Origin of the sequence: Streptomyces carpinensis, from assembly GCF_002154505.1 — a bacterium.
GTDB classification, from domain to species: Bacteria; Actinomycetota; Actinomycetes; order Streptomycetales; family Streptomycetaceae; genus Streptomyces; species Streptomyces carpinensis.
Map to the genome: position 1 here is coordinate 1 of NZ_MUBM01000015.1, position 24,518 is coordinate 24,518.

General features: G+C 70.3%; 19 protein-coding genes and 2 pseudogenes. 14 read left to right on the forward strand and 7 right to left on the reverse strand.

Annotated elements, in window-relative coordinates; translation table 11 throughout:
• The first annotated feature begins 263 nt into the window (after positions 1 to 263).
• Positions 264 to 1,031: a replication-relaxation family protein gene (locus tag BZY54_RS02340; RefSeq protein ID WP_244216915.1), complete on the forward strand. Its 768-nt coding sequence runs from the start codon at positions 264 to 266 to the stop codon at positions 1,029 to 1,031.
• Positions 1,032 to 1,498: 467 nt separating this feature from the next.
• Here the strand turns inward: BZY54_RS02340 and tcuA are convergent, their stop codons facing one another.
• Together tcuA and BZY54_RS02350 are read right to left on the reverse strand one after the other, a co-directional pair.
• Positions 1,499 to 2,992: an FAD-dependent tricarballylate dehydrogenase TcuA gene (tcuA, locus tag BZY54_RS02345; protein ID WP_086722683.1), complete on the reverse strand. Its 1,494-nt coding sequence runs from the start codon at positions 2,990 to 2,992 to the stop codon at positions 1,499 to 1,501.
• 29 nt (positions 2,993 to 3,021) lie between these two features.
• Positions 3,022 to 4,026: pseudogene (locus BZY54_RS02350) on the reverse strand (cation:dicarboxylate symporter family transporter); the annotation flags it as partial.
• Positions 4,027 to 4,630: 604 nt separating this feature from the next.
• On the opposite strand from BZY54_RS02350, the gene BZY54_RS02355 reads away from it, so the two are divergent.
• The 6 genes from BZY54_RS02355 to BZY54_RS02380 are packed head-to-tail and all read left to right on the forward strand — an operon-like array spanning position 4,631 to position 12,443.
• Positions 4,631 to 6,205, forward strand: coding sequence for an ABC transporter substrate-binding protein (locus BZY54_RS02355; protein ID WP_086722684.1), 1,575 nt, complete (start codon positions 4,631 to 4,633; stop codon positions 6,203 to 6,205).
• Positions 6,206 to 6,207: 2 nt separating this feature from the next.
• Positions 6,208 to 7,164, forward strand: a complete 957-nt coding sequence (locus tag BZY54_RS02360) for an ABC transporter permease (RefSeq protein ID WP_086722685.1) — start codon at positions 6,208 to 6,210, stop codon at positions 7,162 to 7,164.
• Positions 7,161 to 8,054 (forward strand): ABC transporter permease, encoded by an 894-nt coding sequence (locus BZY54_RS02365; RefSeq protein ID WP_086722686.1) that lies wholly within the window; start codon positions 7,161 to 7,163, stop codon positions 8,052 to 8,054. Before BZY54_RS02360 ends, BZY54_RS02365 begins: the two co-directional genes overlap by 4 nt.
• The gene (locus BZY54_RS02370) at positions 8,054 to 9,808 is read left to right on the forward strand and encodes a dipeptide ABC transporter ATP-binding protein (RefSeq protein ID WP_086722688.1); all 1,755 of its coding nucleotides are present in this window, start codon (positions 8,054 to 8,056) and stop codon (positions 9,806 to 9,808) included. The genes BZY54_RS02365 and BZY54_RS02370 overlap by 1 nt, the downstream gene beginning before the upstream one ends.
• Positions 9,805 to 11,811, forward strand: coding sequence for a CocE/NonD family hydrolase (locus BZY54_RS02375; protein ID WP_086722690.1), 2,007 nt, complete (start codon positions 9,805 to 9,807; stop codon positions 11,809 to 11,811). The genes BZY54_RS02370 and BZY54_RS02375 overlap by 4 nt, the downstream gene beginning before the upstream one ends.
• Positions 11,778 to 12,443 (forward strand): TetR/AcrR family transcriptional regulator, encoded by a 666-nt coding sequence (locus tag BZY54_RS02380; protein ID WP_086722691.1) that lies wholly within the window; start codon positions 11,778 to 11,780, stop codon positions 12,441 to 12,443. The genes BZY54_RS02375 and BZY54_RS02380 overlap by 34 nt, the downstream gene beginning before the upstream one ends.
• A 230-nt stretch (positions 12,444 to 12,673) precedes the next feature.
• On the opposite strand, the pseudogene BZY54_RS52695 reads toward BZY54_RS02380, so the two are convergent.
• A pseudogene (locus BZY54_RS52695) lies at positions 12,674 to 13,099 on the reverse strand (IS701 family transposase); the annotation flags it as partial.
• Between the two features lie 52 nt (positions 13,100 to 13,151).
• Positions 13,152 to 13,940 (reverse strand): SDR family oxidoreductase, encoded by a 789-nt coding sequence (locus BZY54_RS02390; protein WP_244216916.1) that lies wholly within the window; start codon positions 13,938 to 13,940, stop codon positions 13,152 to 13,154.
• Between the two features lie 104 nt (positions 13,941 to 14,044).
• Here BZY54_RS02390 and BZY54_RS02395 point away from each other — a divergent pair, with 104 nt between their 5' ends.
• Positions 14,045 to 14,893, forward strand: coding sequence for a LysR family transcriptional regulator (locus BZY54_RS02395; protein WP_086722693.1), 849 nt, complete (start codon positions 14,045 to 14,047; stop codon positions 14,891 to 14,893).
• Positions 14,894 to 15,806: 913 nt separating this feature from the next.
• Here BZY54_RS02395 and BZY54_RS02400 read toward each other — a convergent pair.
• The gene (locus BZY54_RS02400) at positions 15,807 to 16,373 is read right to left on the reverse strand and encodes a TetR/AcrR family transcriptional regulator (RefSeq protein ID WP_086722695.1); all 567 of its coding nucleotides are present in this window, start codon (positions 16,371 to 16,373) and stop codon (positions 15,807 to 15,809) included.
• Positions 16,374 to 16,523: 150 nt separating this feature from the next.
• Between BZY54_RS02400 and BZY54_RS02405 the strand changes: the two genes are divergently transcribed.
• The 3 genes from BZY54_RS02405 to BZY54_RS54945 all read left to right on the forward strand — a co-directional run bounded on the left by BZY54_RS02405 (position 16,524) and on the right by BZY54_RS54945 (position 19,245).
• Positions 16,524 to 17,993 (forward strand): MFS transporter, encoded by a 1,470-nt coding sequence (locus BZY54_RS02405; protein WP_086722697.1) that lies wholly within the window; start codon positions 16,524 to 16,526, stop codon positions 17,991 to 17,993.
• Positions 17,994 to 18,250: 257 nt separating this feature from the next.
• Positions 18,251 to 18,907: a CatB-related O-acetyltransferase gene (locus BZY54_RS02410; RefSeq protein ID WP_086722699.1), complete on the forward strand. Its 657-nt coding sequence runs from the start codon at positions 18,251 to 18,253 to the stop codon at positions 18,905 to 18,907.
• Between the two features lie 5 nt (positions 18,908 to 18,912).
• A complete protein-coding gene (locus BZY54_RS54945) occupies positions 18,913 to 19,245 on the forward strand; it encodes a virginiamycin B lyase family protein (RefSeq protein WP_425276256.1) in 333 nt (110 codons plus the stop codon).
• Positions 19,246 to 19,261: 16 nt separating this feature from the next.
• Here BZY54_RS54945 and BZY54_RS02420 read toward each other — a convergent pair whose 3' ends face one another.
• Positions 19,262 to 20,116, reverse strand: a complete 855-nt coding sequence (locus BZY54_RS02420) for an NAD-dependent epimerase/dehydratase family protein (RefSeq protein ID WP_086722701.1) — start codon at positions 20,114 to 20,116, stop codon at positions 19,262 to 19,264.
• Positions 20,117 to 20,251: 135 nt separating this feature from the next.
• Between BZY54_RS02420 and BZY54_RS02425 the strand changes: the two genes are divergently transcribed.
• Positions 20,252 to 21,100 carry a helix-turn-helix transcriptional regulator gene (locus BZY54_RS02425; protein WP_086722704.1) on the forward strand — a complete coding sequence of 283 codons (849 nt, stop codon included), beginning with the start codon at positions 20,252 to 20,254 and terminating at the stop codon, positions 21,098 to 21,100.
• 354 nt (positions 21,101 to 21,454) lie between these two features.
• On the opposite strand, the gene BZY54_RS02430 is transcribed toward BZY54_RS02425, so the two are convergent.
• Complete coding sequence (locus tag BZY54_RS02430) at positions 21,455 to 22,375, reverse strand: LysR family transcriptional regulator (RefSeq protein WP_086722706.1); 921 nt, start codon at positions 22,373 to 22,375, stop codon at positions 21,455 to 21,457.
• Positions 22,376 to 22,660: 285 nt separating this feature from the next.
• Here BZY54_RS02430 and BZY54_RS02435 point away from each other — a divergent pair, with 285 nt between their 5' ends.
• Positions 22,661 to 23,431: an oxidoreductase gene (locus tag BZY54_RS02435; RefSeq protein ID WP_086722708.1), complete on the forward strand. Its 771-nt coding sequence runs from the start codon at positions 22,661 to 22,663 to the stop codon at positions 23,429 to 23,431.
• 47 nt (positions 23,432 to 23,478) lie between these two features.
• Complete coding sequence (locus tag BZY54_RS02440; RefSeq protein ID WP_086722712.1) at positions 23,479 to 24,225, forward strand: SDR family oxidoreductase; 747 nt, start codon at positions 23,479 to 23,481, stop codon at positions 24,223 to 24,225.
• Positions 24,226 to 24,518: the final 293 nt, after the last annotated feature.

Here is a 24,518-nt window from a genome sequence, read left to right on the forward strand (position 1 = left end):
ATAGGGGGATGTCGGCCTGCCGACCACAGCCGAACCGGTGTGGTGACCTGCGGATACGCCGTCCAAGGCGCGGCCGCATGCGGACAGTTGCCGGAGGGGTTATCGGCGGGGACGTCGGCCTGGTCGGGGGAGGTGTTGTCGCTTCGTGACCGTGGTCGGGTCTTTGCGGTCGGTGGTGTGGTCGGGGGCGTCGGCTGGGCTGGCTCGTACACGCGGCACCGGATCGAAGGGCGCCGCACCGTATGGGAGGGAGCGGGCCGACCATGACAGGCGCGGACGCAGGCGGTGGGGACCGGTTGGCGTTGGCGGTGCTGGCGCAGTACCGGATGGCGACGACCGAGCAGATGCACCTGATCCTCAGCCCGGGGGTGCGGATCGAGCAGACCCGGCGCCGACTGGCCAAGCTGCGCACCGAAGGGCTGGTCGACCGCATCACGATGCCGCAGGCCGGGCGGCTGCGGGTTTGGTTTCCCACCCAGTACGGGGTACAGGTCGCGGGCGAGTTTCCGGAGTTGCGCGGACGTCGGCCATCAAGGACGGTGTCGGACCGGACCGCGGTGCGGCTGAGGGTCGGGCATGCGCTGACGGTGACCGAGACCGGCCTCGCCTTCCTCCAAGACGCCCGCCGCCGTGGCGAGTTGTGCCGGCCGCTGGACTGGATCCCCGAAGTCTGCTACCCCGTGGGCGGCGGTGAGGCCGTCATCCCTGACGCGCTGCTGTACTACCGGAGCGGCCGGGAGGACGGCGAGGGGTCGATGCTGCGGGCGTTCGTGGAAGTCGACCGGGCCACCATGGGCCCCGAACGCCTGGCCGCCAAACTGAACTCGTATGCACGCCTCTACCAGTACGTGCCCGCGCCTGCGCCCGGCAGACGGCCGCGGCAAGCCTTCCAGGAACCCGGGCAGGAGGAGGAATGGAGGCGGCACTACCCGCTCTTCCCGCGACTTCTGTACGTCCTGGAGGCACCGGCCCCGCCGGCATCACCACCCGCATCAAGGCCCTACGCTCAGCCGCCACGGAGCCGGCGCTGACCGGCTTCATGCGCGATGTCCCCGTGCTGACGGCACCGCTCGTCGACCTGCTGCAAGGCGGCCCTGCCCAGGCCGTCTGGCACCCGATCCAAGACCCGGCAGCACTGTCAGCTGGAACCACTCCCCGGACCTGGACACGCACCACACAGCCCGCGCCCACCCTGGCTCGTGAGCCGAGCGCCACCCCGACCACATGCCCGACCACAGCTGGTCACAGCGTTGGGCAGCCAGTTGAGCCCTGCGGCTACTTCCGCCGGGCTTGGGCGCGAGTCGGCCACGCCGCCGGGGCGCGCGTATCCGGCCTCTGACCGATTCCGGTTAGGCCCATCATCCCCCCATGAACGACCTGCGACAGTCCTTGGCTCGTTGCGCTTGTCGTCCGGATTGTCGTCCGCGGCAGACAACGCCCTTGCCTTGGGCGGCGGGGCATTGTCTGCTGATCGGACCACCTGGGGAGGGCGCAGGGGTCAGGCCGCGTCGCTTCGAGCGCGACGTGTCACGGTGGCTGCGGAGCGCCCTGCGCGCCTGCCGAACACGGATCCGGCCGTGAGCCCGGAGCCTCCCGGATAGTTGAAGTAGAACAGTCCGCCGACAAGTTCACCGGCCGCGTGCAGTCCGGGAATCGGCACGCCGCGTGAGTCCAGCACACGGCCCTGGCTGTCGATCCTCAGGCCGCCGAAGGTGAAGGTGATACCGCAGGTGACCGGGAAGGCCACATAGGGAGGGGTTTCCAGGGGCTGCGCCCAGTTCGACTTAGGTGGCTCGATCCCCTCGGTGCAGGAGCCATCCTTGATCGTCGGGTTGAACGAGCCACCAGTGATCGAGGCATTGAATTCCTCGATGGTGGCCGCGAAGTGGTCCTCGTCGATGCCCAGTTCCTTCGCCAGTCCCCTTACGGTTCGCGACTCGGCCTTGGTGACGCCCTTCGATGCGTACTCCTCCGGACGCAGGAGGCTAAGGGACTTGGCGTCGAAGATCTGGTAGGCGACGCCTCCGGGCTGCTTGAGGATTTCGGCGCCGTACTTGGCGTAGGTGTAGTTGCGGAAGTCCGCGCCTTCGTCGACGAACCGGCGGCCTTCGGCGTTGACCACGATGCCGAAGGGGTAGCCCCCACGAGTGAGCTGGTTGGTCAGTTCCAGGTCACCGGTCGGATGAGCGCCGGCGTCCCAGGCCACCGCGTGGCAGCCGCTCCAGTGGCCGTAGGGCTGGGCACCGGCCTCCAGGGCCATCCGGATGCCGTCACCGGTGTTGTAGGGGGTGCCGCGCACCAGGGCGAGATCCCAGCCGGGACCGAGGTGGGCGGCGCGCATCTGCGGGTCGGCCTCGAAGCCGCCGCTGGTGAGCACGATACTGTCGGCCTGGAGGATCTCCCCGCCGGAGAGCACCACACCGTTCACGGCGCCGTTCTTTGCGGTGATGAGGCGCGTGACGTGGGAGCCGAAACGTACTTCGATGCCCGTGCGTTCCGCGGCGTCGAGATGCTGCTTGATCATGCCCTTGCCGCCGCCGACGACGCCGACGGCCAAGCCGCCCCAGAAGCGGTACCGTCCGTCCACCTCGTAGGCCTGACGGTGATTCATCAGTTCGAAGCGTAGGCCGAGGTCGCGCAGCCAGCTCATCGTCTCGCGGGACTCAGCCACCAGGGTCCGTACCAGTTCCGCGTCGGTACGTCCGCCGGTCAGCCGATTCATGTCCGTGTAGAAGTCGTCGTCGGTGTACGGGTCGAGGTCGGTCACCTCGAATCGGTCCTGTGCGGAGGTGTCGATCAGTTCCATCAGGTCGGCGAGCCCGTCGTGGCTGGTGCGCATCGCGCCTGCTGTGAAGTTGGAGTTGCCTCCGGCCCACTGCCGGGGGGCCTTCTCCAGGAGGAGGACCTCGGCCCCCTCCTGGCGGGCGGATTGCGCGGCGCTGAAGCCGGCGTTGCCGCCGCCGACGACAATGACGTCCCAGTGTGCTGACATGCTGATTATGCGCTCCTTCGCAGAGTCGTTCAGTTGAGGGCGGACAGGGGTTCACGGCCTGGTTCGGGCGCCGCTTTCGAGGCCAGGTCGCTGGCCGGGGCGGTGGTGTAGGGGATCTCGCCGCGCAGGACGGCCTGGGCGCGGCTCCGGTCGAGTTGGCCGTCCCATCGGGCCGCGGCGAGGGTGGCTACGCCGTATCCGACGCAGCTGGTCAGAGCGCGGGCCTCCGACATGAAGCGGTCGACGCCGAAGATCAACGCGAGCGCCGCGACCGGCACGTGGGGGACGGCGCTGAGGGTGGCCGCCAGGGCGACGAACCCCGAACCGGTCACACCGGCCGCTCCCTTGGAGGTGAGCAGCATGACGGCGAGCATCGTCAACTGCTGAGTGATACTGAGGTCGATGCCGAGCGCCTGGGCGAGGAAGACCGCGCCGGTGGTGAGGTAGATAGCGGTGCCCTCGAGGTTGAAGGAGTACCCGGCGGGGACAGTGAGGCCGACCACGGGCTTCGAGGCGCCGATATGCTCCAGCTTTGCCATCATGCGTGGCAGGACGGGCTCGGTCGAGGAGGTGCCGAGCACGATCAGCAGTTCGTCCTTGATGTAGTGGAGGTAGGGCAGTATGCGAAGGCCGTTCAGGCGCATGACCGAGCCGAGGCCGAAGAGGACGAAGAAGAGCGCAGTGGCCCAGAAGGAGCCCACGAGCAAAGCGAGCTGACGCAGCGTGTGCAGGCCGTAGTTGCCGATGGTGAAGGCCATGGCGCCGAACGCGCCGAGAGGGGCCAGTCGCATGATCCAGCGGATGAGGGTGAACATCACCGTGGAGAGGCTCTCCACCCCGCGCCGGATGCCCGCACCCGCCTCACCGACGGCCTGGATACCGAAGCCGAAGAGGACTGAGACCAGCAGCACCGGCAGGATCTCCTCGCCCGTCAGCGCGCTCATCAGGGTCTTCGGGATGATCGACAGCACGAAGTCGGCGAAACCTTCGTGCTGCTCGACGGCCTGCGGGGGCAGATGGGCGGTGCTCAGGGTGGGGGTCGGTCACGGGGCCCGTGCCGGAGGCGCCGGCAGCGTCTCCGAAGGGCTTGCCACCGATCCAGTGGGTGACGGTCTTCATCGGCGGAACTCCTTCAAAGGTGACGGCGACGGACAGTGAGGTTCCTGTCGTTCACCTCACGGGCCTCGACTCAAGCCGGACGATCCGCGGTCTCGGCCACGGATACGCCCCCCATCGCGCGGGAGAGCGAGACTACTGACCTCGAAGCTACTTCTCTGATCTGCACATACAGGCGCTTCGGAGCCTCGTGGCCCGAAGTGCGCCCCTCGAGTCCCGAACTGTCGTGGGGTGGGGCACTCGCGTGCCGGGCGCCGCCGCGGCGCGCGGTCCATGTACAGGACGCACGTGCCCCCGTACGTCACCGTCGCGTGCCGTCGCCGCTGAGCAGGGCAGGAAACATGTCGGCGATGACCCGTCCCCTCGCGTCCCGGTGCCCGGCGTCTCGTGGCTGCGTAACGACTGAGTGTCCGACGTTGATTTCCGCACTCGAAGGGTTGGCGTGAAGCCGTCTGCTCGTTATCGTTCACGCACTCCACTCAATCGTTCGAATGAACGAATAGCGAGAAGGACGGTCGGTTCATGCCCGACACCCACCACCTTGGACGGCGGTCGGTCCTCGCCGCGGGCGTCGCCTCCCTGGGCGCGTCCTGGCTGCTGACCGGCTGTGCGGGGGCCGCGTCCACCCCCGTCGTGCCCGCCTCTGCGCAGAAGGGTGCGCCCGCCCGCGGCGGCACACTGCGGATCGCCCGGCCGCCCGCATCCGACGCCGAGACGCTGGATCCGGCCAGTTCCCTGTCGGCGTACGAATACCTGGGCGCCCTCTACAACCGCCTCGTCCGGATCGGCGCCGACGGCACGCTCGCCGCCGACCTCGCCGAATCCTGGGAGCCCGACGACAAGGCCGCCACCTGGACCTTCCGTCTCCGCAAGGGCGTCACGTTCCACGACGGGCGCGCCTTCACCGCCGCCGACGCGGCCTACACCCTGCGCCACATACTGGACAAGGCGACGGCGTCCCCGCAGGCCGCCGTCCTCGCCCCGCTAATCGACCCCGCGGCGCTGCGCACCCCCGACCCCCACACGCTCGTGGTCCCGCTGAACACCCCGAACGCGGAGTTCCCGAGCCTCCTGACGCACTACAACTGCTACGTCATCCCCCACGGCAGCGCGAAGTCCATCGGACGCACGGGCATAGGCACGGGGCCCTTCAAACTGGAGTCGTTCGCGCCGGCCGGGCCCGGGCGCATCACCGCGTACCGGGACCACTGGGCGGGCCCTCCCGTTCTCGACGCCATCGCCTTCTACTCGGTCGCCGACATGTCGGCCCGCTCGAACGCTCTGCTGGCGGGCCAGGTCGACCTGCTCTCCCAGACCAACCTCGATTTCGCGACCGCCCGCGTGGTCGCCGCCTCCGACCGGGCCACCGTCGCCCGTGTGAAGAACGCACAGTGGTACGTGCTCCCGATGCTGACCACGGAGAAGCCGTTCACCGACGTCCGCGTGCGGCAGGCGATGAAGCTCGCCTACGACCCCGAGCACGTGGTGAAGGTGGCCCTGCAGGGCGCGGGCAGCGCCGGCTGGGACAACCCGGTGCCGCCCTCCGACCCGGTCTACATCTCCGCGCACCCCGCCCACGATCCGGACAAGGCGCGGTATCTGCTGAAGCAGGCGGGTCAGGAGGGACTCGCCGTCGACCTCTACACCTCCGCGTACGACCCGCTGTTCACTCCCATGGCACTCGCCTACCGGGACTCGGCCAGGCGGGCCGGCATCCGCGTCCGGGTCAAGACCGCGTCCGCGGACTCGTACTACACGCAGGTCTGGATGAAGAAGCCCCTCATGGCCACCTACTGGTTCACCGGCCGGCCCGTCGACCAGCTCTTCACCCAGATCTTCCGCAGCGGCTCCTCCTACAACGAGACCGCCTGGTCCGACAAGGACTTCGACGCGCTCCTCGATCGGGCGAGACGCGAGACCGACGACACCAGGCGCCACGGCCTGTACGGCGAGGCGCAGACGATGGTGATCGACAGGGGCGGGGCGATGACCCCGATGTTCGCCGACCGGCTCGTCGGCATCTCCCGCCAGGTGCGCGGATACGACGAACACGGCTTCGAGTTCGACTACCTCGGCATCGGCCTGAAGGGAGCCTGACCATGCTGTCGTTCGTCGCCCGTCGCGTGGGCGCCGCCGCCGGCACGCTCGTGCTGTCCTCCGTGATCGTCTTCCTCGCCGTCCAGGCCCTGCCCGGCGACGTCGCCACCCAGATCCTCGGCAAGGACGCCACCCCGGATGCCGTCGCCGCCCTGCGTGGGAAGCTCGGACTCGACCAGCCTGCCTGGGAACGGTACGCGCACTGGATGCGCGGGGCGCTGCACGGGGACTTCGGTGCCTCCCTCGTCTCCAGCCGGCCCGTCGGCGGCGAGGTCGCCACGTACCTCGGCAACTCGGCGCTCATCGCCCTGGTCACGGTGCTCTTCGCCGTCACCGGGTCGATCGTGCTCGGCATCGTCGCGGGGTTGAACCGCGACCGCTGGCCCGACCACCTGATCTCGACCGTCAGCCTGGTCGGCATGAGCGTCCCGGAGTTCGTGGTCGCCACCGTGCTGGTGCTCTGCTTCTCGGTCGCGCTGCCGTGGTTCCCCGCGGTCGTGCTGTACGGCCCCGAGGCGAGCGCCGGACGACTGCTGCCCGCCGTCTGGCTCCCGGCGCTCGCGCTCGCGGTGGTGATGGCCGCCTATATCGTGCGCATGGCCCGTACGTCCGTCATCGACGTGATGGCGAGCGAATACGTCACCACGGCCCGGCTCAAGGGCCTGTCCACCTGGCGGGTCGTCACCCGACACGCCCTGCCCAGCGCCCTGCTGCCGACGCTGCACGTGATCGCGCTGAACGTTGCGTGGCTCGCCGGAGGTGTCGCGGTCGTCGAGAACGTCTTCAACTATCCGGGCATCGGCAAGCTGATGCTCTCCTCGGTGCAGAACCGGGACCTGCCCGTCATCCAGGCCATCGCGCTGATCAGCGCCGTCATCTACGTCGTCTGCAACCTCGCCGCCGACGTCGGCGCCATGGCCCTCAACCCCAAGCTCCGTACCGGAGGGAGGACCCGATGACCACGCTCGACACCGCGCCGGTGGCCGCGCCGGTCGCCTCCGCGACGCGTGCGGCCCGCGCCTGGCGCACGCTGCGCTCCTCGCGCACGGCCCTCGTCGGCCTGACGATCGTCGCCGTGCACGTGCTGATCGCCCTGCTCGCCCCGCTCCTCACCTCCTACGACCCGGTCGCCAACGACGCCTCGCACGCGCTGCTCGGCCCGGGCTGGGAGCACTGGGCGGGCACGGACCAGTACGGGCGCGACGTCCTGGCCCGCGTCCTGTACGGCGGCCGCTACGCACTCGGCGTGTCGGTGGCCGCGACCGTCCTGACCGTCGCGCTGGGCACGGTCGTCGGATGCGCGGCCGCACTGCGCGGAGGCTGGTTGGACGACGTTCTGGGCCGGGTGCTCGACGCGGTGCTGTCCGTGCCGTCGATCCTCGCGCTCCTCGTCATCGTGACGGCGCTGGGCACAGGTCCGGCGGTCATCGTCCTCGCGATCGCCGTGGTGTACGTGCCCCAGGTCGTCCGGGTGGTGCGGGGCGCGGCGCTCGCCGTCGTGCCCGCCGACTACGTGACCGCGGCCCGTGCCCGGGGCGAGCGGACCTGGTCGATCCTGTGGCGGGAGATCCTGCCCAACATCACCGACGTGGTGTGCGTGGAGTTCGCCATGCGGGCCTCCTGGGTCGTCCTGCTCATCTCCTCGTTGTCCTTCCTGGGCTTCGGCGCCGACCCGCCGACCCCCGACTGGGGTCTGATGGTCGCCGAGAACCGCACCGCCATCACCGTCGTCCCGATGGCGAGCCTCGCGCCCATCATCGCCCTGGCCACGCTGGTGGTCGGACTCAACCTCGCGGCCGACGGCCTGTCCAAGGCGTGGGGCGTGGACCGGATCAGGGAGGGCTCCTGATGGCCTCGATCGTCTCCGTGAACTCCCTTTCAGTCTCCTACCGTTCGGGCGGCCGCGACGTACCCGTCGTGCATGAGGTGTCCTGGGGGGTCGCCGAGGGCCGCACGCTCGCCCTCGTCGGCGAGTCCGGCAGCGGCAAGTCGACCCTCGCGGGCACGCTGCTCGGCCATCTGCGGCACGGGTCGCGGATCACGGACGGCTCGGTGCACGTGGATGGCAAGGACGTCTTCGCGCTTCCCGCACGGGAGCTCAGGCGGCTGCGCGGCACCACCGTCGCCATGGTCGCGCAGAACGCCGGCCACGCGCTGACGCCCTCCATGCGCATCGGGCGGCAGATCGAGGAGGTGGGCGGCGACGTCCCGGTCCTCGACCTGCTCGAACAGGTCCGGCTGCCTCGCCCGGCCGAACTCGCCCGCCGCTACCCGCACGAACTGTCCGGCGGTCAGCAGCAGCGCGTCGCCATCGCCATGGCCATCGCCGCCCGCCCCAAGGTTCTCGTCCTGGACGAGCCCACGACCGGATTGGACGTCGTCACCCAGCGCAGCGTCCTGGACCTGATCGGCGCCCTGCGCGACGAACTCGGCCTGGCCGCCGTGCTGGTGAGTCACGACCTCGGCGTGGTCGCGCGGATGGCCGACGAGGTGACCGTGCTGCGCTCGGGCCGGGTCGTGGAGTCGGCGCCGACGCGACGGCTCTTCACCGCGCCGCAGGACCCGTACACCAGACGGCTGCTGGCCAGCGTGCCGCGCCTCGACGATGCGGGACTCGCCCTGGTGGGCGAGACGGGGGAACGGGAGATCAGGCCCAGGGCGGTACTGTCCCCTGAGGCCGAGGTCGCCGTCTCCGCGCGGGACGTGACGATCGACTACGGCTCCTCGCGGGCAGTGCACGGCGTCTCCTTCGACGTCCGGCGCGGCGAAGTCCTCGCCCTCGTCGGGGAGTCGGGCAGCGGTAAATCCACGCTCGCCTGGACGCTGGCCGGGCTGCGCACCTCCTCCGGCGGAACGATGATCCACGCGAGCGGTGACCTCGCGCGCCTGGCGGGCAAGCGCCCCCTGGATCTGCGGCGCCGCGTCCAGCTCGTCTTCCAGAACGCCGACACCTCCCTCAACCCGCGCCGCTCGGTGGGCGACGCCGTCCGCCGGCCGCTGCGCTTCTTCGGCACGGTCCAGGGGCGTACACAGGCCGCGGCCCGCGCCCGCGAACTCATCTCCGACGTACGCCTCGACCCCGCCCTCGCCGACCGGCTGCCCGCCCAGCTCTCGGGCGGCCAGCGCCAGCGCATCGGCATCGCACGCGCGTTGGCGGGCGGGCCGGACGTGCTGATCGCCGACGAGATCACCACTGCCCTCGACGTGTCCGTCCAGGCCGACGTCCTGCGGCTGCTGGACGACCTGCGCCGCGAGCGCGACCTGGCCTGCCTTTTCATCAGCCACGACCTGGCCGTCGTCCGCGGCATCGCGGACCGGGTCATCGTCCTGCGGCACGGAGTCGTGGTGGAGGAAGGCCCGACGGAGGCCGTGTTCGCAGAGCCCGGCCACCCCTACACCAGACAGCTGATGGCGGCCGCCCTCGAACCCGACCCGGACGCACGGCCGCTCGCCGCAGACGTCGCCGACTGGGCGGACGCCGCCGAACCGGACAGCGTCTGGACAGACCACGGACACGGTCACCGGGTGCGCCGCTGGCGTCCGGTGACGACGGACGGAACCGTGCCGACCGAGCGCACGGTGACCACGGAAGGAGTGGCGTGAGGTACCGCGAGCAGTTCGAGCGCCAGGTCGTGCGCGAGGACGTCTGGATCCCGGTGGGCGACGGAAGTACCCGTCTGCACGCCCGCGTCTGGCGCCCCGCCGACGCAGAGGCGGACCCCGTGCCGGCGCTGCTCGAATACCTGCCCTACCGCAAGAGTGACTGGACCGCGCCCCGCGACGCCCAGCGACACCCGTGGTACGCGGGCCACGGCTACGCCTCCGTCCGGGTCGACATCCGAGGCCACGGCGACAGCGAGGGCACGCCCGGCGACGAGTACGACGCGCGCGAACTCGCCGACGGCGTCGACGTCGTCAACTGGCTCGCCGCACAATCCTGGTGCACCGGCCGGGTCGGCATGTTCGGCATCTCCTGGGGCGGTTTCAACTCCCTGCAGATCGCGGCCCTCGCCCCCGAACCGCTCAAGGCGATCGTCACGGTCTGCTCGGCCGACGACCGCTACGACAACGACGTCCACTACACCGGTGGCGCCGTCCTCGGCATCGACATGCTCGCCTGGGCCGGCACCATGCTCGCCTTCGCCTCACGGCCGCCGGACCCGCAGGTCGTCGGGGCCGACCGCTGGCTGCCGATGTGGCGCGAACGTCTCGACTCCGTCGAACCCTTCCTGCACACGTGGCTGGACCACCAGCAGCGGGACGCCTACTGGCGGCACGGGAGCGTGTGCGAGGACTACGGTGCCGTGCAGGCGGCGGTGCTGGCGGTGGGCGGCTGGAACGACCCGTACCGCGACACCGTGCTGCGGCTCGTCGAGCACCTGCCGGCCGACCGCGTCCGCGGCATCGTCGGTCCCTGGTCCCACCAGTACCCCGATCGCGGACTGCCGCCCGGCCCGGCGATCGGCTTCCTCCAGGAGACCCGCCGCTGGTGGGACCACTGGCTGAAGGACAAGGACACCGGTGTCATGTCGGAGCCCCTGCTGAGGGCCTGGGTCAACGACCCGGTCCCGCCCGCCACTTCGTACGACGTCATGCCCGGCCGATGGGTGGGGGACACGGACCGGCCGTCCCGGAATGTCGCCTGGAGCGAGCGCCCGCTGGGCACGGACACCGGCCCTGTCCTCGTCCGCTCCCCGCAGCACACCGGCGTGGACGCCGGCCGCTTCTTCCCCTTCGGCAACGCCAGCGACCTGCCGCCCGACCAGCGCGAGGAGGACGGACGGTCCGTCTGTTTCGACTCGGATGTGCTCCACGAGCGGGTCGAGATCCTCGGCCGTCCCCGGCTGAGGCTGCGTCTCGACAGCGCGACCCCGCGCGCCAACGTGATCGCCCGCCTCTGCGACGTCGCGCCCGACGGCTCGTCGACGCTCGTGACCCGAGGCGTGCTCAACCTGCTCAGCAGGCACGGACGGGACCGCGTGGCCGAGTGGACGCCGGGCACGTACGAGGACGTCGAGTTCGAGCTGACCGGTATCGGCTACGCCTTCCCGCCCGGCCACCGCATCCGCATCGCCGTCTCCGACGCGTACTGGCCGTGGGTCTGGCCGCACGGCGAACGTGGCGAGTTGACCGTGCTCCCCGCCGACAGTGCCCTGTTGCTGCCCGTGCGCGAGATCGGGGACGAGCCGGAGATCGGCTTCGAGGAGCCCGAGCAGGCGCCACCGCTGCCGGTGACGTACGACGCCCCCGCCGAACCGCGCCCCGAGCGGCTGATCACGTACGACGTGGCGAAGGGTGAGTGGACGCTGGAGGTCGACCCCAACTACGGGGGATCGCGGACGTACCCGGACGGACTGCGCTACGAGGAGAGAGCGCGCGAGACGTACCGCATCCGTCACGACGACCCGCTGTCCGCGCGGGCCGTCTCGGAGTGGCACATCCGGTTGCGTCGCGGGGACGACTGGGACGCTGAGATCATGGCGCGCACGGAGCTGCAGGCCACGGCCGCGGACTTCGTCATGGAGAGCCGTATCGAAGCACGGGCGAACGGAGAGACAGTGGCCAAGCGCGCATGGCACCGCACCACGCCGAGGACATCGGGATGACGGCGGCGAAGAGCCCGCGCCGTGCCGTCGCCGCCGCGGACCGCACCCGCCAGCCCACCGAGGTGCGCCGCCGCCTCATCGTGGAGGCGGCGGTCCCGTTGATCGCCGAACGCGGCTACGCGTCGGTCGGGGTGCGCGACGTCGCCGCCGCGGCCGGGGTGTCGGTCGGCACCGTCACGTACCACTTCGGCAGTGTCCAGGAAATCCTCTCCGAGGCGATGATCCTGCACATCGAGCGGTACTACGCGGCGCTCAACGAGGCGACGGAGCAGGCCACCAGCGGTGCCGAGGGTCTGAGGCTGCTGGTCGACGCCCTGTTCACCGAGGACACCGACCGGCACTGGCGCATGTGGTTCGACTACTGGAACGCAGGGGAGCAAGGTGCCGACGAGGCCTTCGCCAGCGGCCAGGCCCAGCGCTACGAGGCGTGGCACCGCCAGATCCGCCAGCTGGTCGAACGAGGCGTTGCCGAGGGCGAGTTCACCTGCGACGACCTAGACGGCGTCACGGTCCGCTTCGCCGCCCTCGCCGACGGCCTGGCCTTGCAGCACCTACGGCAGGCACCCCCGCTGACGACGGAGGACGCCCGCCGGCACCTGAACCGTCTCATCGAGACGGAACTCGCGCGGTAGCTTCATCAGGGTCGGGGACTGACACGGTGGCTGACGCTCCGTTTCCAGCCCCCGCCGCTGCAAACCGTGCACTGCGGGGGTAGCCCATCCGGCGGGCCCCGTGCCGGCTTCGACGCGCGGGGTGGCCGACCGGCCGCGTCACCCCAGCGTGAACCGCACGGGCGTCGCCACGCGACGCGGGGACCGAGCCGCAGCGGCAGGATCAGTTGGGCGGGCGGCGCCGGCCAGGGATAGAGCCGTCGGTCGATCAGGGCCCGTCCCCGGCTGGTGGCCAGGGCGAGGATCACGCCGACCTGGGCGTCTTCGATGCGTCCCGCGGTGCCGGTGTACTGCCTCTGCACTCCTGCCGAGGACCGGCCCTTCTTCAAGAAGCCGGTCTCGTCGACAACGGGAACGCTGCCGTCGGCGCCGAGGTGTTCGGCGGCGTAGGCACGCAGGTCGTCGCGGAAAGCATCGGCGTCCCAGCGGGCGTAGCGCAGCAGACGTTGCATCGGTCCGGGCCGCGTATGGCCCGCCTGTTCGGCCAGCTGCCAGCAGTTCTTCCGTTCGACGCTCGACAGCAGCCCGAGCAGGTAAGCGCGGGCCGCAGCCCGGGGCTCAACTCGCCTGAACCTGCCCTGCCGGAGCCGATCCTGACAGCGCGAGCCTGCCGGGATGCAGCGGGCCGTGCGCCTGTCAGCGGGGATTTCGCCCTCGTACGAAGGACCGTCACCAGGGGATCTCGCCCTCGTCGGAGAAGAAGCGGCCCGTCGGGCCGTCGTCCGGGACGGTGGCCAGGCGGATCGCGGAGACCGCGCCCTGCTGCGGGGTGCGTACCCCCTGGAAGGCGTTGAGGTCGGTGGCCGTGTAGCCGGGGCAGACGGTGTTGATCAGGATGTTCGTGTCGGCGAGCTCCTTGGCGTACTGCACGGTGACGGCGTTGAGGAACGTCTTCGACGGCGCGTAGGCGGCGGAGATCGGGCCCGTCTCGGCGCCGGGCGTGGTCTGCAGCGTGAGGGAACCGACGCTGCTGGAGACGTTCACGATCCGCGGCGACGGGGAGCGGCGCAGCAGCGGCAGCAGGGCGTTGGTGACGCGGATGACGCCGATGACGTTGGTTTCCACGGCCGCCCGCACCCGGTCCGGATCGACCCTGGTGGGTTCCTGCGGGCCGCCGCCGGTGATGCCCGCGTTGTTGACCAGCACGTCGAGCCGTCCGGCCCGCTCCTCGATCAGCCGGGCCGCCGCGGTCACGCTCGCGTCGTCCGTCACGTCCAGCGGTACACCGAAGACGTTGATCCCGGCCGCGCGCAGTTTCGCCACGGCGGCCTCGCGCCGCGCCTCGTCCCGCGCACCGATCCCGACCTTCCAGCCCAGGGCGCCGAGTCCGGCGGCGATCTCGTACCCGATGCCCTTGTTGGCGCCGGTCACCAGCGCGACCTTCTGCTCCCCGGCCTGTTCACCGGCCTGTCCATTGACCTGTTCACCGACGATGTTCGTCTCGTTCGTTTCGCTCATGCCTCCGATGGTTCTCCCGCCCCCCACGGCGGGTCCAAGACCGATCGGGTGGGCGGCGATACCGGCCGGGTATCGCCCCTGGTCGGCCGGGTTACTCTGGCGGGGTGGAGACACGTGAGCTGCGGTACTTCGTGGCGGTCGCCGAGGAGCTGCACTTCGGCCGGGCCGCGCAGCGGCTCGGGATCGCCCAGCCCCCGCTGTCACGGGCGATCGCCGGGCTGGAACGGCGCCTGGGGGCCGCCCTCCTGGAGCGCGGCAGCCGGGGCGTCACACTGACCGGGGCCGGGGCGGTGCTGCTGCGTGAGGCGCGGGCCGCGCTGGACGCCGTCGAGGCGGCCGAGCGGCGCACCCGCCGGGCCGCCCTCGCCGGGACCGGCCGCCCCGCCCTGGTCCTGGCCGCGAAGGCCGGCGCCTCCAGCGAACTGCTGGCGAAACTCCTCGACGCCTACGCGGCCGAACCCGGCGCGGTCGCCGTGGACGTGCTCCTGTGCGGGCCGGGCGAGCAGGCGCCGGTGCTGCGCGACGGCCGGGCCGATGTGGCGCTGTTGCACCGGCCGTTCGACGACACGGCCGGTTTCGACACCGAGGAACTGCACACCGAGGGCCAGGTCGCGATCCTCCCGGCGGGCCATCCGCTCGGCACGCGCGCGGAGTTGCGGCTCGCCGAGATCACCGGCCTGCCGGATCTGCCCCTGCCCCGCTGGCCCCGCCCCGACGGCACATTCCCGGACGGCCCCGGTCCGCAGGTGCGCGACCACACCCAGCTGACCCAGCTCATCGCCCTCGGCCGGGCCTGCGCGATCGTCCCGCAGACGGGCCGCGCCGGCCTGGCAGAGGGCCTGACCGCCGTACCGGTCGTCGACGCGCCGCCTGTCACGACGGTCATCGCCTGGCCCCCGCACAGCCGCTCCACGGCGGTCGCGGGTCTGGTCCGCGCGGCGACCGCGCTGTGACCGCCGCCCCGCCGAACCAGACTCACGTCAACCTGTCTCGTTGCAACCTGCTTCACCCGTCGGCCAGTTACTCGATGGCCGTGGGAGTGTGACCCGGATGCGCCCTCGGTCACCATGTGACCCATGGTCAGGTTCGTATGCGGGTGGTTACTCTGGCGTGATGGATCACGGGGGGCGGGGTAGGGGCCGGAGAGTCCGGTGACCAGCCGAAAGCAGGATGCAGTGCGTCTTCTGCTGTTGATTGACGGGGCGTGCGAGCCGCTCACTGAGGCGGAGGGGCCCAGCCTGGCCCCCGGTCACCCATGAGCCGATCGGGGAGGGCCGGCCCTTCCTCGGCGGATCACCCCGGCAGATCGCCGAGGACCTCATGACCGCTCGCGAGAGCGGCGTCCGCTGCTCGGGGGGCGCCCTCTTGCCGACAGGACGTCCCCCAGCCCAGTTCCTTCTTCTTGACATCGCAATCCCATGGGTTGGGTGTTGCGACGATCATTAGAGCCCAAGGTGGTGGCAAGGCCGAAGGGCGCCCATCGGGGTCGCGCGGGCGATGTGCCGAACCGGGTCCGCCTACGTGGCGCGGCTTTTGGTCGGGTGCGCTCAGCCGGGCGTGGACGGGAGGTTGGGGCATGAGGCGTCGACGCAGCGGTCGTTGATGAGGTACCCGCCGCAGTCGGGGTGCGGGCACGTCTCGACGGGTTCTTCCCCGTCGACCTGGTAGAGATCGGGGTGCCGTCCTCGAGGGCCAGGTCGTCGAGCTGGTGTCCGGCGGCCGTGGTGAAGTCGTCGGCGAATTGCTGCTGGTTGATCTTCTCGTAGACGGCGCGGGCGGCCTGCTCGGTGTCGGGTGCGTGTCGGCGAGCACCTTGCGGAGCCCTGGCACCGCGTCCGACGGCTGCTCGAGGGAACCGGGTTGAGGTCACAGCAATCGGTCGACCAGCCCGTCGATGTAGTCCGGGGTGAGCGGGGCCATGCCGAACAAGACGCGGATATACATCGGGGCCAGGATGTGGTCCAGCACGTCGAACGCGTCGGGTGCGGGCTCGCCACGGTCGCGGGCGCGATCGAGCATGGACTGCAGTTGCCGGGTGCGTTCGGCGCGGAGGTCAGCACCAGCCTGCAGGCCCTGCTGACCGCTGCTGGACAGGGCGACGGCCAGGTGCAGCACCGCCGGGCCGTCGGGTCCGGTGATCTCGCGGGCCACTTGGGCCGCGTAAGTGCGCAGGTCGCCGGCGAGGCTCCCGGTGTCGGGCATCGGCGACTGCGCATTGAGGCGGGTGAGCGCCACGTCGGTGAGCAGGGTTTCCAGGCTGCCCCACCGGCGGTAGATGCTGCTGTCGGCTACGCCTGCGCGGGCTGCGACGTCGCCGACGGTGAAGTTGCCGTAGCCGCGCTCGCTGATCAGGGCGGTGACGGCCTGGTGCACCTGCGCGCCGACGCGGGCGCTGCGTCCGCCGGGCCGCCGGGCTCGCTGTCGCTCGTTCATACCTCCACCTTAACGCAGTCGAGACTTGCGTTTGCGAGGCGGCCCTCCCTATAGTCATCTAACGCAGTCGCTGACTGCTTTAGGGCGCTCAGGTGTATCGCCACCCGCGTCGACCGCGACCGGGCGCAACTAACGATTGAGGGGGATCCCATGGCTGCATCGCATGCGACCGTAGGCAGTCGATCGAACCGGGCTGTGCTGCTTACGGTGACCTGCCTGGGCCAGTTCATGGTTCTGCTCGACAACACGGTCGTTGGAGCGGCGCTGCCCGATATGCAGCACCGGCTGCACACTCAGCTTTCCGGACTGCAATGGATCGTCGACGCGTACGTACTGCTGGTCGCCATGCTGCTGCTGTCCGGCGGTGTCTTCGCCGACCGGTTCGGCCGCAAGCGGGTGTACCTGACCGGAGTGGCGGTGTTCACCGCCGCGTCGCTGCTGTGCAGCATCGCGCCCTCGCTCGGCTGGCTGGTCGCCGGCCGAGTGCTGCAGGGCATCGGGGCTGCGGCGCTGAGCCCTGCCTCGCTCGCCCTGCTCGCCGCGGCCTATCCCGTGCCGCAAGAACGAATCAAGGCGATCGGGCTGTGGGCCGGACTCAGCGGAATCGGTCTGGCCGCAGGCCCCGTGGCCGGCGGCGTGCTGACACAAGCCTTCGGCTGGCCCGCCATCTTCCTGGTCAATCTGCCCCTCGGCGTGGTCCTGCTACTGGTCGGCCTGCGCCACCTCGGCGAGTCCAGCAACCCGAGCGCCGCGGCGATCGACATCCCGGGCACGGTGCTGTCCGTTCTGGCGGTGGGGGTACTGACCTACGGGCTGATCGAGGGGGGTGCCCGCGGCTGGACCTCACCGGTCATCCTGGGCAGCTTCGCCGCCGCGGTGATCCTCCTCGCCGCCTTCGTCGCCGTCGAAGCCCGTCTTTCCGCTCCGATGCTGCCGCTGCGGCTGTTCCGGCAGCGCCTGTTCACCGTGTCCAACACCGCCATGGTCGTGGTGGGGTTCGCGCTCATGGGCTCGTCGTTCTTCTTCTCCCAGTTCTTCGTGTACGTCCAGGGCAGCTCGATCCTGCGCGCCGGCCTGCAGACCCTTCCCGTATCCCTCGCCATGGTGATCGTCAGCCCGTACGCGGGCCGGCTCGCCGCCCGATACGGCTTCCGCATCGTGGTCACCACCGGCCTGGCCCTGGCCGGCCTGGGGCTGCTGGCGCTCGGCATCGTGCACGCCGACACCGGCTACGCGGACGTGTGGTGGCGGCTGGGACTCGCCGGCATCGGCTTCGCCCTGACCATGTCGCCACTGACAGGCGCCGCCATCCAAGCAGTCAGCCCGCAGGAAGGCGGCCTCGCATCAGGCATCAGCAGCACCACCCGGCAGATCGGCGCGGTGCTCGGCGTCGCTATGCTCGGAGCTATCGTCCGCACCCGGCAATCCGGCGGCGCCTCCTTCGCGACCGGCCTCAACAGCGCCTTCCTCGCTGCCGGCACCGTCACATTGGCCACCGCCGTGTTCACCGGCCTGTGGCTGGCGAGGTCCAGGCCCGCGCAAGGCTCCGCGGCGCCGCAACGTTCCATCGATGCAGATGCGGTCACCACCTCGAACGAGGCATCTGTGAAGAGCCGTTGACCATGACAACCGCCTTGGCCGGGAGAAGCGGCTGCGCGCCGAAGCATCGACATCATCATGCCGCTGCCGAGGACCCCTGGGCGAACGCTACTTCCAGGTCACCGACCCCGGCGGCGTGATCGTCCAGTTCATCGAGTGAGTCACCCCTCCCCGAGAACATCTGAAGCCCCACCGGGCCAGGGTGATCCGCCCCCGGCCCTACGGCTCCCCACCAGGGCCGTGTGCGACATCCCGCAACCACGCAAAGGACCCAGGCCTTGTCCCCTGACCCGACCACCGTGCACCCGCTGCCCGCCCACGAGCGCGTGGTGTTCCTCAACCCGCTGGTCACCTCACCGAACATCACCGTGGGCGAGTACACCTACTACGACGACCCGGACGGCGCCACGGACTTCGAGCACCGCAACGTCCTCTACGCCTACGGGCCGGAGCGCCTCAGCATCGGCAAGTACTGCGCGATCGCCACCGGAACCACCTTCCTGATGGCCGGCGCCGAGCACCCGACGATGGGGGTGTCGACGTACCCGTTCACCATGTTCGGCGGCCGGTGGGCGGAGCAGACGCTGGACATCGTCACCGCCATGCCCAGCCGCGGCGACACAGTCGTCGGCAACGACGTCTGGTTCGGGTACCGGGCGACCGTCATGCCCGGCGTACGGATTGGCGACGGCGCCATCATCGCGGCCGGCGCGATGGTCACCGCCGATGTTCCGCCGTACACGATCGTCGGCGGCAACCCGGCCAAGTCGATCCGGCAGCGCTTCGACGACGCCGACGTCGAGCGGCTGCTGCGCGCCGCGTGGTGGGACTGGCCCGCCGACCTGGTCACCGAACATGCCCGCACCATCATGGCCGGAACCCCGGCCGACATCGCGCGCATCGCCACCGAGCACGGACAGGGGAAGCCCCTTTGAACCACGTGCCCCAGATATACATCGAAGAGCACACAGTGGCCGACCACGCGGCCGGACCCTACGCCCTTACCACGGGACCGGACGGCGCCCTGTGCTTCACCCTTGTCCACAGCGGCCGGATCGGCCGCTTCGTCCCGGGCGAGGAGCCGACGAGCCACCGGCTCGACCCCGACAGCGAGCCGACCGTCATCACCCCCGGCCCGGACGGCGCGCTGTGGTTCCCTCATCCGTGGCGTCATCCTCAAAGCCGCCCGAGTTGCTGGGTACGAGTCCTGGTGGTGGCCGTGATCGGCGTGTCGGGGGCGGTGCTGGAGGGGCGGATCACGGGGGTGGACTGACCCGGCGCAGCGACCGTCACAGGGCTCCGGCGTCCCGGGCCGTCCAGACGCTCGGGTAGATCGGCCGGAAGCCGAGCTCCCGGCGGATGCGCTGGTTGGACATGATCCCGAACCACGGGTCGGGGTCTGTGAGCGCGTGGAGCCCGGCGGGCACCTCGACGCCGTTGAGCTGGTGCAGCTCGACCGTCGTGACGGGGGCGTCGTCGGCGATGTTGTAGATTCGGCCGGCGATACCCGGCGCGTACAGCAGACGCATCAGGCCCTGGGCGACGTCCGCGTGGTGGGCCATCTGCAGGCGCTGGTGCGGCGCCCAATGGGCAGCCCACTGCAAGGAGTTGGCGAGGTGCGGGTCGCCCTCGCCGTAGACGAAGGGGAGCCGCCCGATGCGTACGTCCAGGCTCTTGAGCGCGAGCAGTTCGCGCTCGGCCTCGGCCTTGGACTCGGGGTAGGCGCCCCACATCTCGCCGCCCGGCCGGCTCTCGTCCTCCTCGGTCAGCGGGCGGCCCCGTCCGACGCCGTACACATTGCCGGTACTGACCTGCACGAACCGCTCCACGCCGGAGGCCTGCGCGGCGCGGCCCAGGGCCACTGCGGCGTCCCGGTTGACGGCCCACGCCTCCTCGTCGGGCACCCCGCGGAAGGAGGCGGCGACGTTCACGACGGCGTCCACGCCGGCGAGCGCCTTGCCGAGTGTCTCCTCATCGCGCATGTCTCCTACGGCGACCTGGGCGCCCAGCTCCGCGAAGCGCTCGCCACGGGCCACGTCCCGCACCAGGACCCGCACCTGCTCGCCCGGCTGCCGCTGGGCCAGCAGCCGCGGCACGAAGCGGCGTCCGACCTGTCCCGTCGTACCGGTCACCAAAGTCAGCATGATGTGCTCCTCACGCACTGTGTCGCTGTCGTTGATGACCAGCCTCGGCGGTTGCGGGGACGAGGGGGAGAGACCTCTTCATCAGGGGATCGGGAGTCCCTGGATAAGCCGGCCGGCGTCCCGCACCCTGGAGAGGTGAACCGAGCCGAACTCGCCGACTTCCTGCGCCGCGCTCGCGCCCGCCTGGACCCTCCCGACGTGGGTCTCACGGCCGGCGCCCGGCGCCGTACGCCGGGGCTGCGCCGCGAGGAGGTGGCCCAGCTGGCCGGCATGTCCGTGGACTACTACACGCGCCTGGAACAGTCCCGGAGCCCGCGCCCGTCCCGCCAGATGCTCACCGCGCTGGCCCGTGCCCTGCGCCTGACGGAGGACGAACGCGACCACCTCTTCCACCTCACCGGTGAAGAGCCGCCGCGCCGGGAGGCGACCAGCACGCACGTGCGCCCGGGCCTGCTCCTGGTGCTGGACCGGCTGCACGACACCCCGGCCATGGTGGTGACCGACTGCGGCGAGGTCCTGGCCCAGAACGCGCTGTCGCGGGCGCTGAGCGGAGACGTCCTCGCCCGCCCGCCCCGAGAACGCAACATGATCCGCCGCTTCTTCCTGGACCCGACGGCCCAGGAGCTGTTCCCGCCCGAGGACCGCCCGGAGCGCGCCCGCGAGCAGGTCGCCGGCCTGCGAGCGGTGGCCTCGGGCCGCCCCACGGACCCCGAACCCGCCTCGCTCGTCGCCGAACTACGCGCCGCAAGCGAGGAGTTCGCCCGCCTCTGGGACGAACACGAGGTCGCCGTACGCCGCGCCGCCACGAAACGCTTCCGGCACCCTGCGATCGGCATCCTCGAACTCGACTGCGAGATCCTCGTCAACTCCGACCACAACCAGCAGCTCGTCATCCACACGGCCCGCCCGGGAACGGAGTCGTACGAGCGCTTGCAGTTGCTGCGGGTGGTGGGCTTGCAGGACCTGACGCCAGCAAGCTCCTGACCGCGTGCGCGGCTTTCGAGTTCGCTCCTTGCCCACCGCACATCGCCCACGATCCCGAACTCCGCGCCATCTTGGGCCGACAGCGGCACAACGTCTGCCACTGGCACAGGCAGGCAGACGACCACCCCCGGGGAGAGGATGGGGAGCACGGCCCGTGAGGGTGTGTCGGCGGATCAACGCTCGCCCAGTAGCCATCGCCCAGACGTCTCCTCCATCACGCCGGAGCCTTGCTCTTGTGCCGCTCTGTGCGTCGGCCTCGACCCCTGCGTACACGCGGCCACATGTCGGTGGCGTGGCGCTGCCTGCCAGGTCGCCGACCCCGCCAACGAGCGGTGGCTCGTGTTGATGAGTCGGTCAGCCTGGGTCCCTCTCGGTCGTCGGTGAGGCGGTGAGAAGAGAAGTGGCCTGGGGCCAGGTCTCCTGGCGTAGGAGGTCGAGCAGGGCCGTCTCGGCCGAGCCCACGCTGTCCCGGAGAACGGCGATGACCGGCTGGGAAACGGCTGGGAACAGCGGCCGGGTGAGGTGTTCGTGTTCGTGCGGTACGGCGGACGCGGGGACGAGCGCCGCACCCAGCCCGTGGGCGGCCAGGCGTACGGCGGTCGCTGTCTGGGTCACGCGGGCGGCGGTGATCGGCGTGAGCTCGTTGTCTCGCAGCACCTGGCGGAGTATGGCGTCGAGGGCGCTGTCGTTGTCGAACCTCACCCAAGACTGCTCCTCCAGGTCGCTCAGGTCGACCCTGTCGGCGGCGATCTGCGGGTGCCCTGGGTGCAGTACTACGACGAACTCTTCGTCCCCCAGATGGTGGGCGGTGTCGGGCGACTGTTCGCAGGCTGGCATCAGCGCAAGGTCGAGCACTCCGCGGCGGCACATTCGGTCCAGCTCGGCGGCGCCGGGCTCCTCGAAGACGGTGACCTCCAGTCGTGGGTAGCGGCGGCGCAGTGCAGCGAGCGCGTGTGGCAGCTGTCGTGTGCCGAATCCCATCTGCACCGAGACGAGCAGTTCCCCGCCCAGGTCGTCGGCGGCGGCCCGAGCTGTCGCCCGGGCGCGTCGCGCCGCGTTCACTGCGACCTGCGCCTCCCTCAGGAAGGCCCGTCCGACGGCGGTAGGCGTCAAACCGGTCGGCGTGCGGTCGAACAGGCTCACCCCGAGGTCGCGTTCGAGGCTACGGATCTGCTGGGACATCGACGGCTGGGCGACGTGCAGCCGCTCCGCAGCCGCGGTTACGGATCCCTCTGCGGCCACGGCCAGGGCGTACTCGTACTGGCGAAGGGTCATGGCTTTCCGTCCTCTCGGCGTTGGCCCCGGGACGCGGCCCACCTCAGTAGTTGTCGTTGCGCCATCCTCATCCCAACACGCGAGGTGTGTCTTTTACTCCCTGGCTTGACGCCATAGGAACGGCCTATATCTTCGGCTGTTATTTGGTCTTTGCCGTGTGATTTCTCGTCGCGTAGCGTGAAAAAGGTCGGCGGCGCGCATTGCGTGACTATTTTTCAACAGTCACTTTCCATGCACGCCGATTATTCTTGCGAGAGCGAATTATCGAATAAGAGGAATTCTGGCATGACCACGAACGTGAACGGATCGGTTGTGCGCGAGCTGGCGGGGAAGCGGGCGCTGGTCACGGGCGGTTCTCGCGGGATCGGCGAGGCCATCGTGCGCCAGCTCCTGGACGCGGGCGCTGAGGTCCTGACGACTGCCAGGTCGGCGGCGAGCCTGGTGCCTGAGGGAGCTTCTTTCGTGGCGGCCGACGTGCGGACGCGGAGCGGAGCGGAGGCGCTTGCCGCAGCCGCGGAGGAGAGGCTCGGCGGAGTGGACATTCTGGTTCACAACGTGGGTGGCGCGCAGCCGCACAACGGTGCGCTGGCCATCCCCGACGAGGGGTGGCAGGACGCCCTGAACCTGAACCTCCTGGCGGCCGTGCGCCTGGACGCGCTGCTGGCACCAGGGATGCGTGAGCGGCGTTCAGGGTCGATCGTGCACATCTCGTCGGCCGCGACGCCGACCGTGGCGCCGCCGTTCCTGCACTACACAGCGGCGAAGGCGGCATTGGAGAACTACAGCCGGGGCCTGGCCCTGGAGCTGGCCGGCTTCGGGGTCCGGGTCAACAGCGTCTCTCCCGGTCGGACCACCACTCCGGGGGGCGAGGCGACCCGGGAGCATTGGGCGCAGATCAGCGAGGGCCCGGGTCTGGACAACACCGCGCCGCCGCTGGGGCGCGATGGCCGGCCGGACGACATCGCCAACGCCGTGCTGTTCCTCGTCTCCGAGCGGTCGAGCTGGGTGACCGGGAGCGGTCTCATCGTCGACGGCGGCGAATTCCCCAAGGGCTGACGATTACCGGGCATCACCGTTTTCAGGAAAGCGAAGGAATAAAACGCATGGACAAGTACAGCGGTAAGAATGTCGTAATCACGGGCGGTGCCCGTGGCATGGGATTCTCGATGGCGAAGCTTCTGGTCGACGGCGGAGCACGTGTGGTGATCACCGGCCGTTCCCAGGCCAGGCTCGACGCCGCTCGGCTGCAACTCGGCGAGAACGCGATGGCCGTCCAAGGCGATGTGAGCTCGCTTTCGGACCAGGATGCCCTGGCCGACCACGTCAAGCGCGAACTCGGTAGCCTCGAGGCGCTCTTCGTCAACGCCGGCATCGCCCGCACGATGCCGTTCGAGTCGATGACCGAGGAGGTGTACGACGAGCTCTTCGCGATCAACACCAAGGGTGCCTACTTCACGGTGCAGAAGCTTGCCCCGCTGCTGAGTCAGGGCGCCGGCGTCGTCCTCATCACCTCGGTCGCCAACGTCATCGGCATGCCAGAGACCAGTGCCTATGCGGCCAGCAAGGCGGCGTTGCGTTCGCTGGCCCGAAGTCTGGCCAGCGAGTTGCTCCCGCACGGGGTGCGGGTCAACGCGCTCAGCCCCGGACCCATCGACACCGGAATCCTGGAGAGCAGCGGGATGACCGCAGAGGCTGCCGAGGAGTTCAAGGCGCAACAAGCCGCACACAACCCCATGCAGCGCTTCGGCACCCCCGACGAGATTGCCAGGGCTGCCGCGTTCCTGGCTTTTGAGGCCACCTACACCACGGGCGCCGAGCTCGCCGTCGACGGGGGCGCCACTCAGCTGTGAGCCACCGAACGGTGGCCACGTGCGGGAGGTTGCGACGGCGAGGAGGTTCCTGCTCCGGAGGACGCCAGTTGCCCGCCCCTGTGAGTCCACATCGTCGTCGACATCATCCACGTGCTCGAATACGCGGCGAGTCCGACGCCGGCGCCGGTGCGCAGCAGTCCTCGACGGCTGGGAGACGTAAGGGAGTCGAGTTCCTGCGCAGGGCACCCGGCCGATGTCTCGACGGGTGCGGGACGTGCCGCTCGGCACGGTTCCGGCGTCCCCTCAACGGCTCCGGCGCCTGTCGCTCCCTC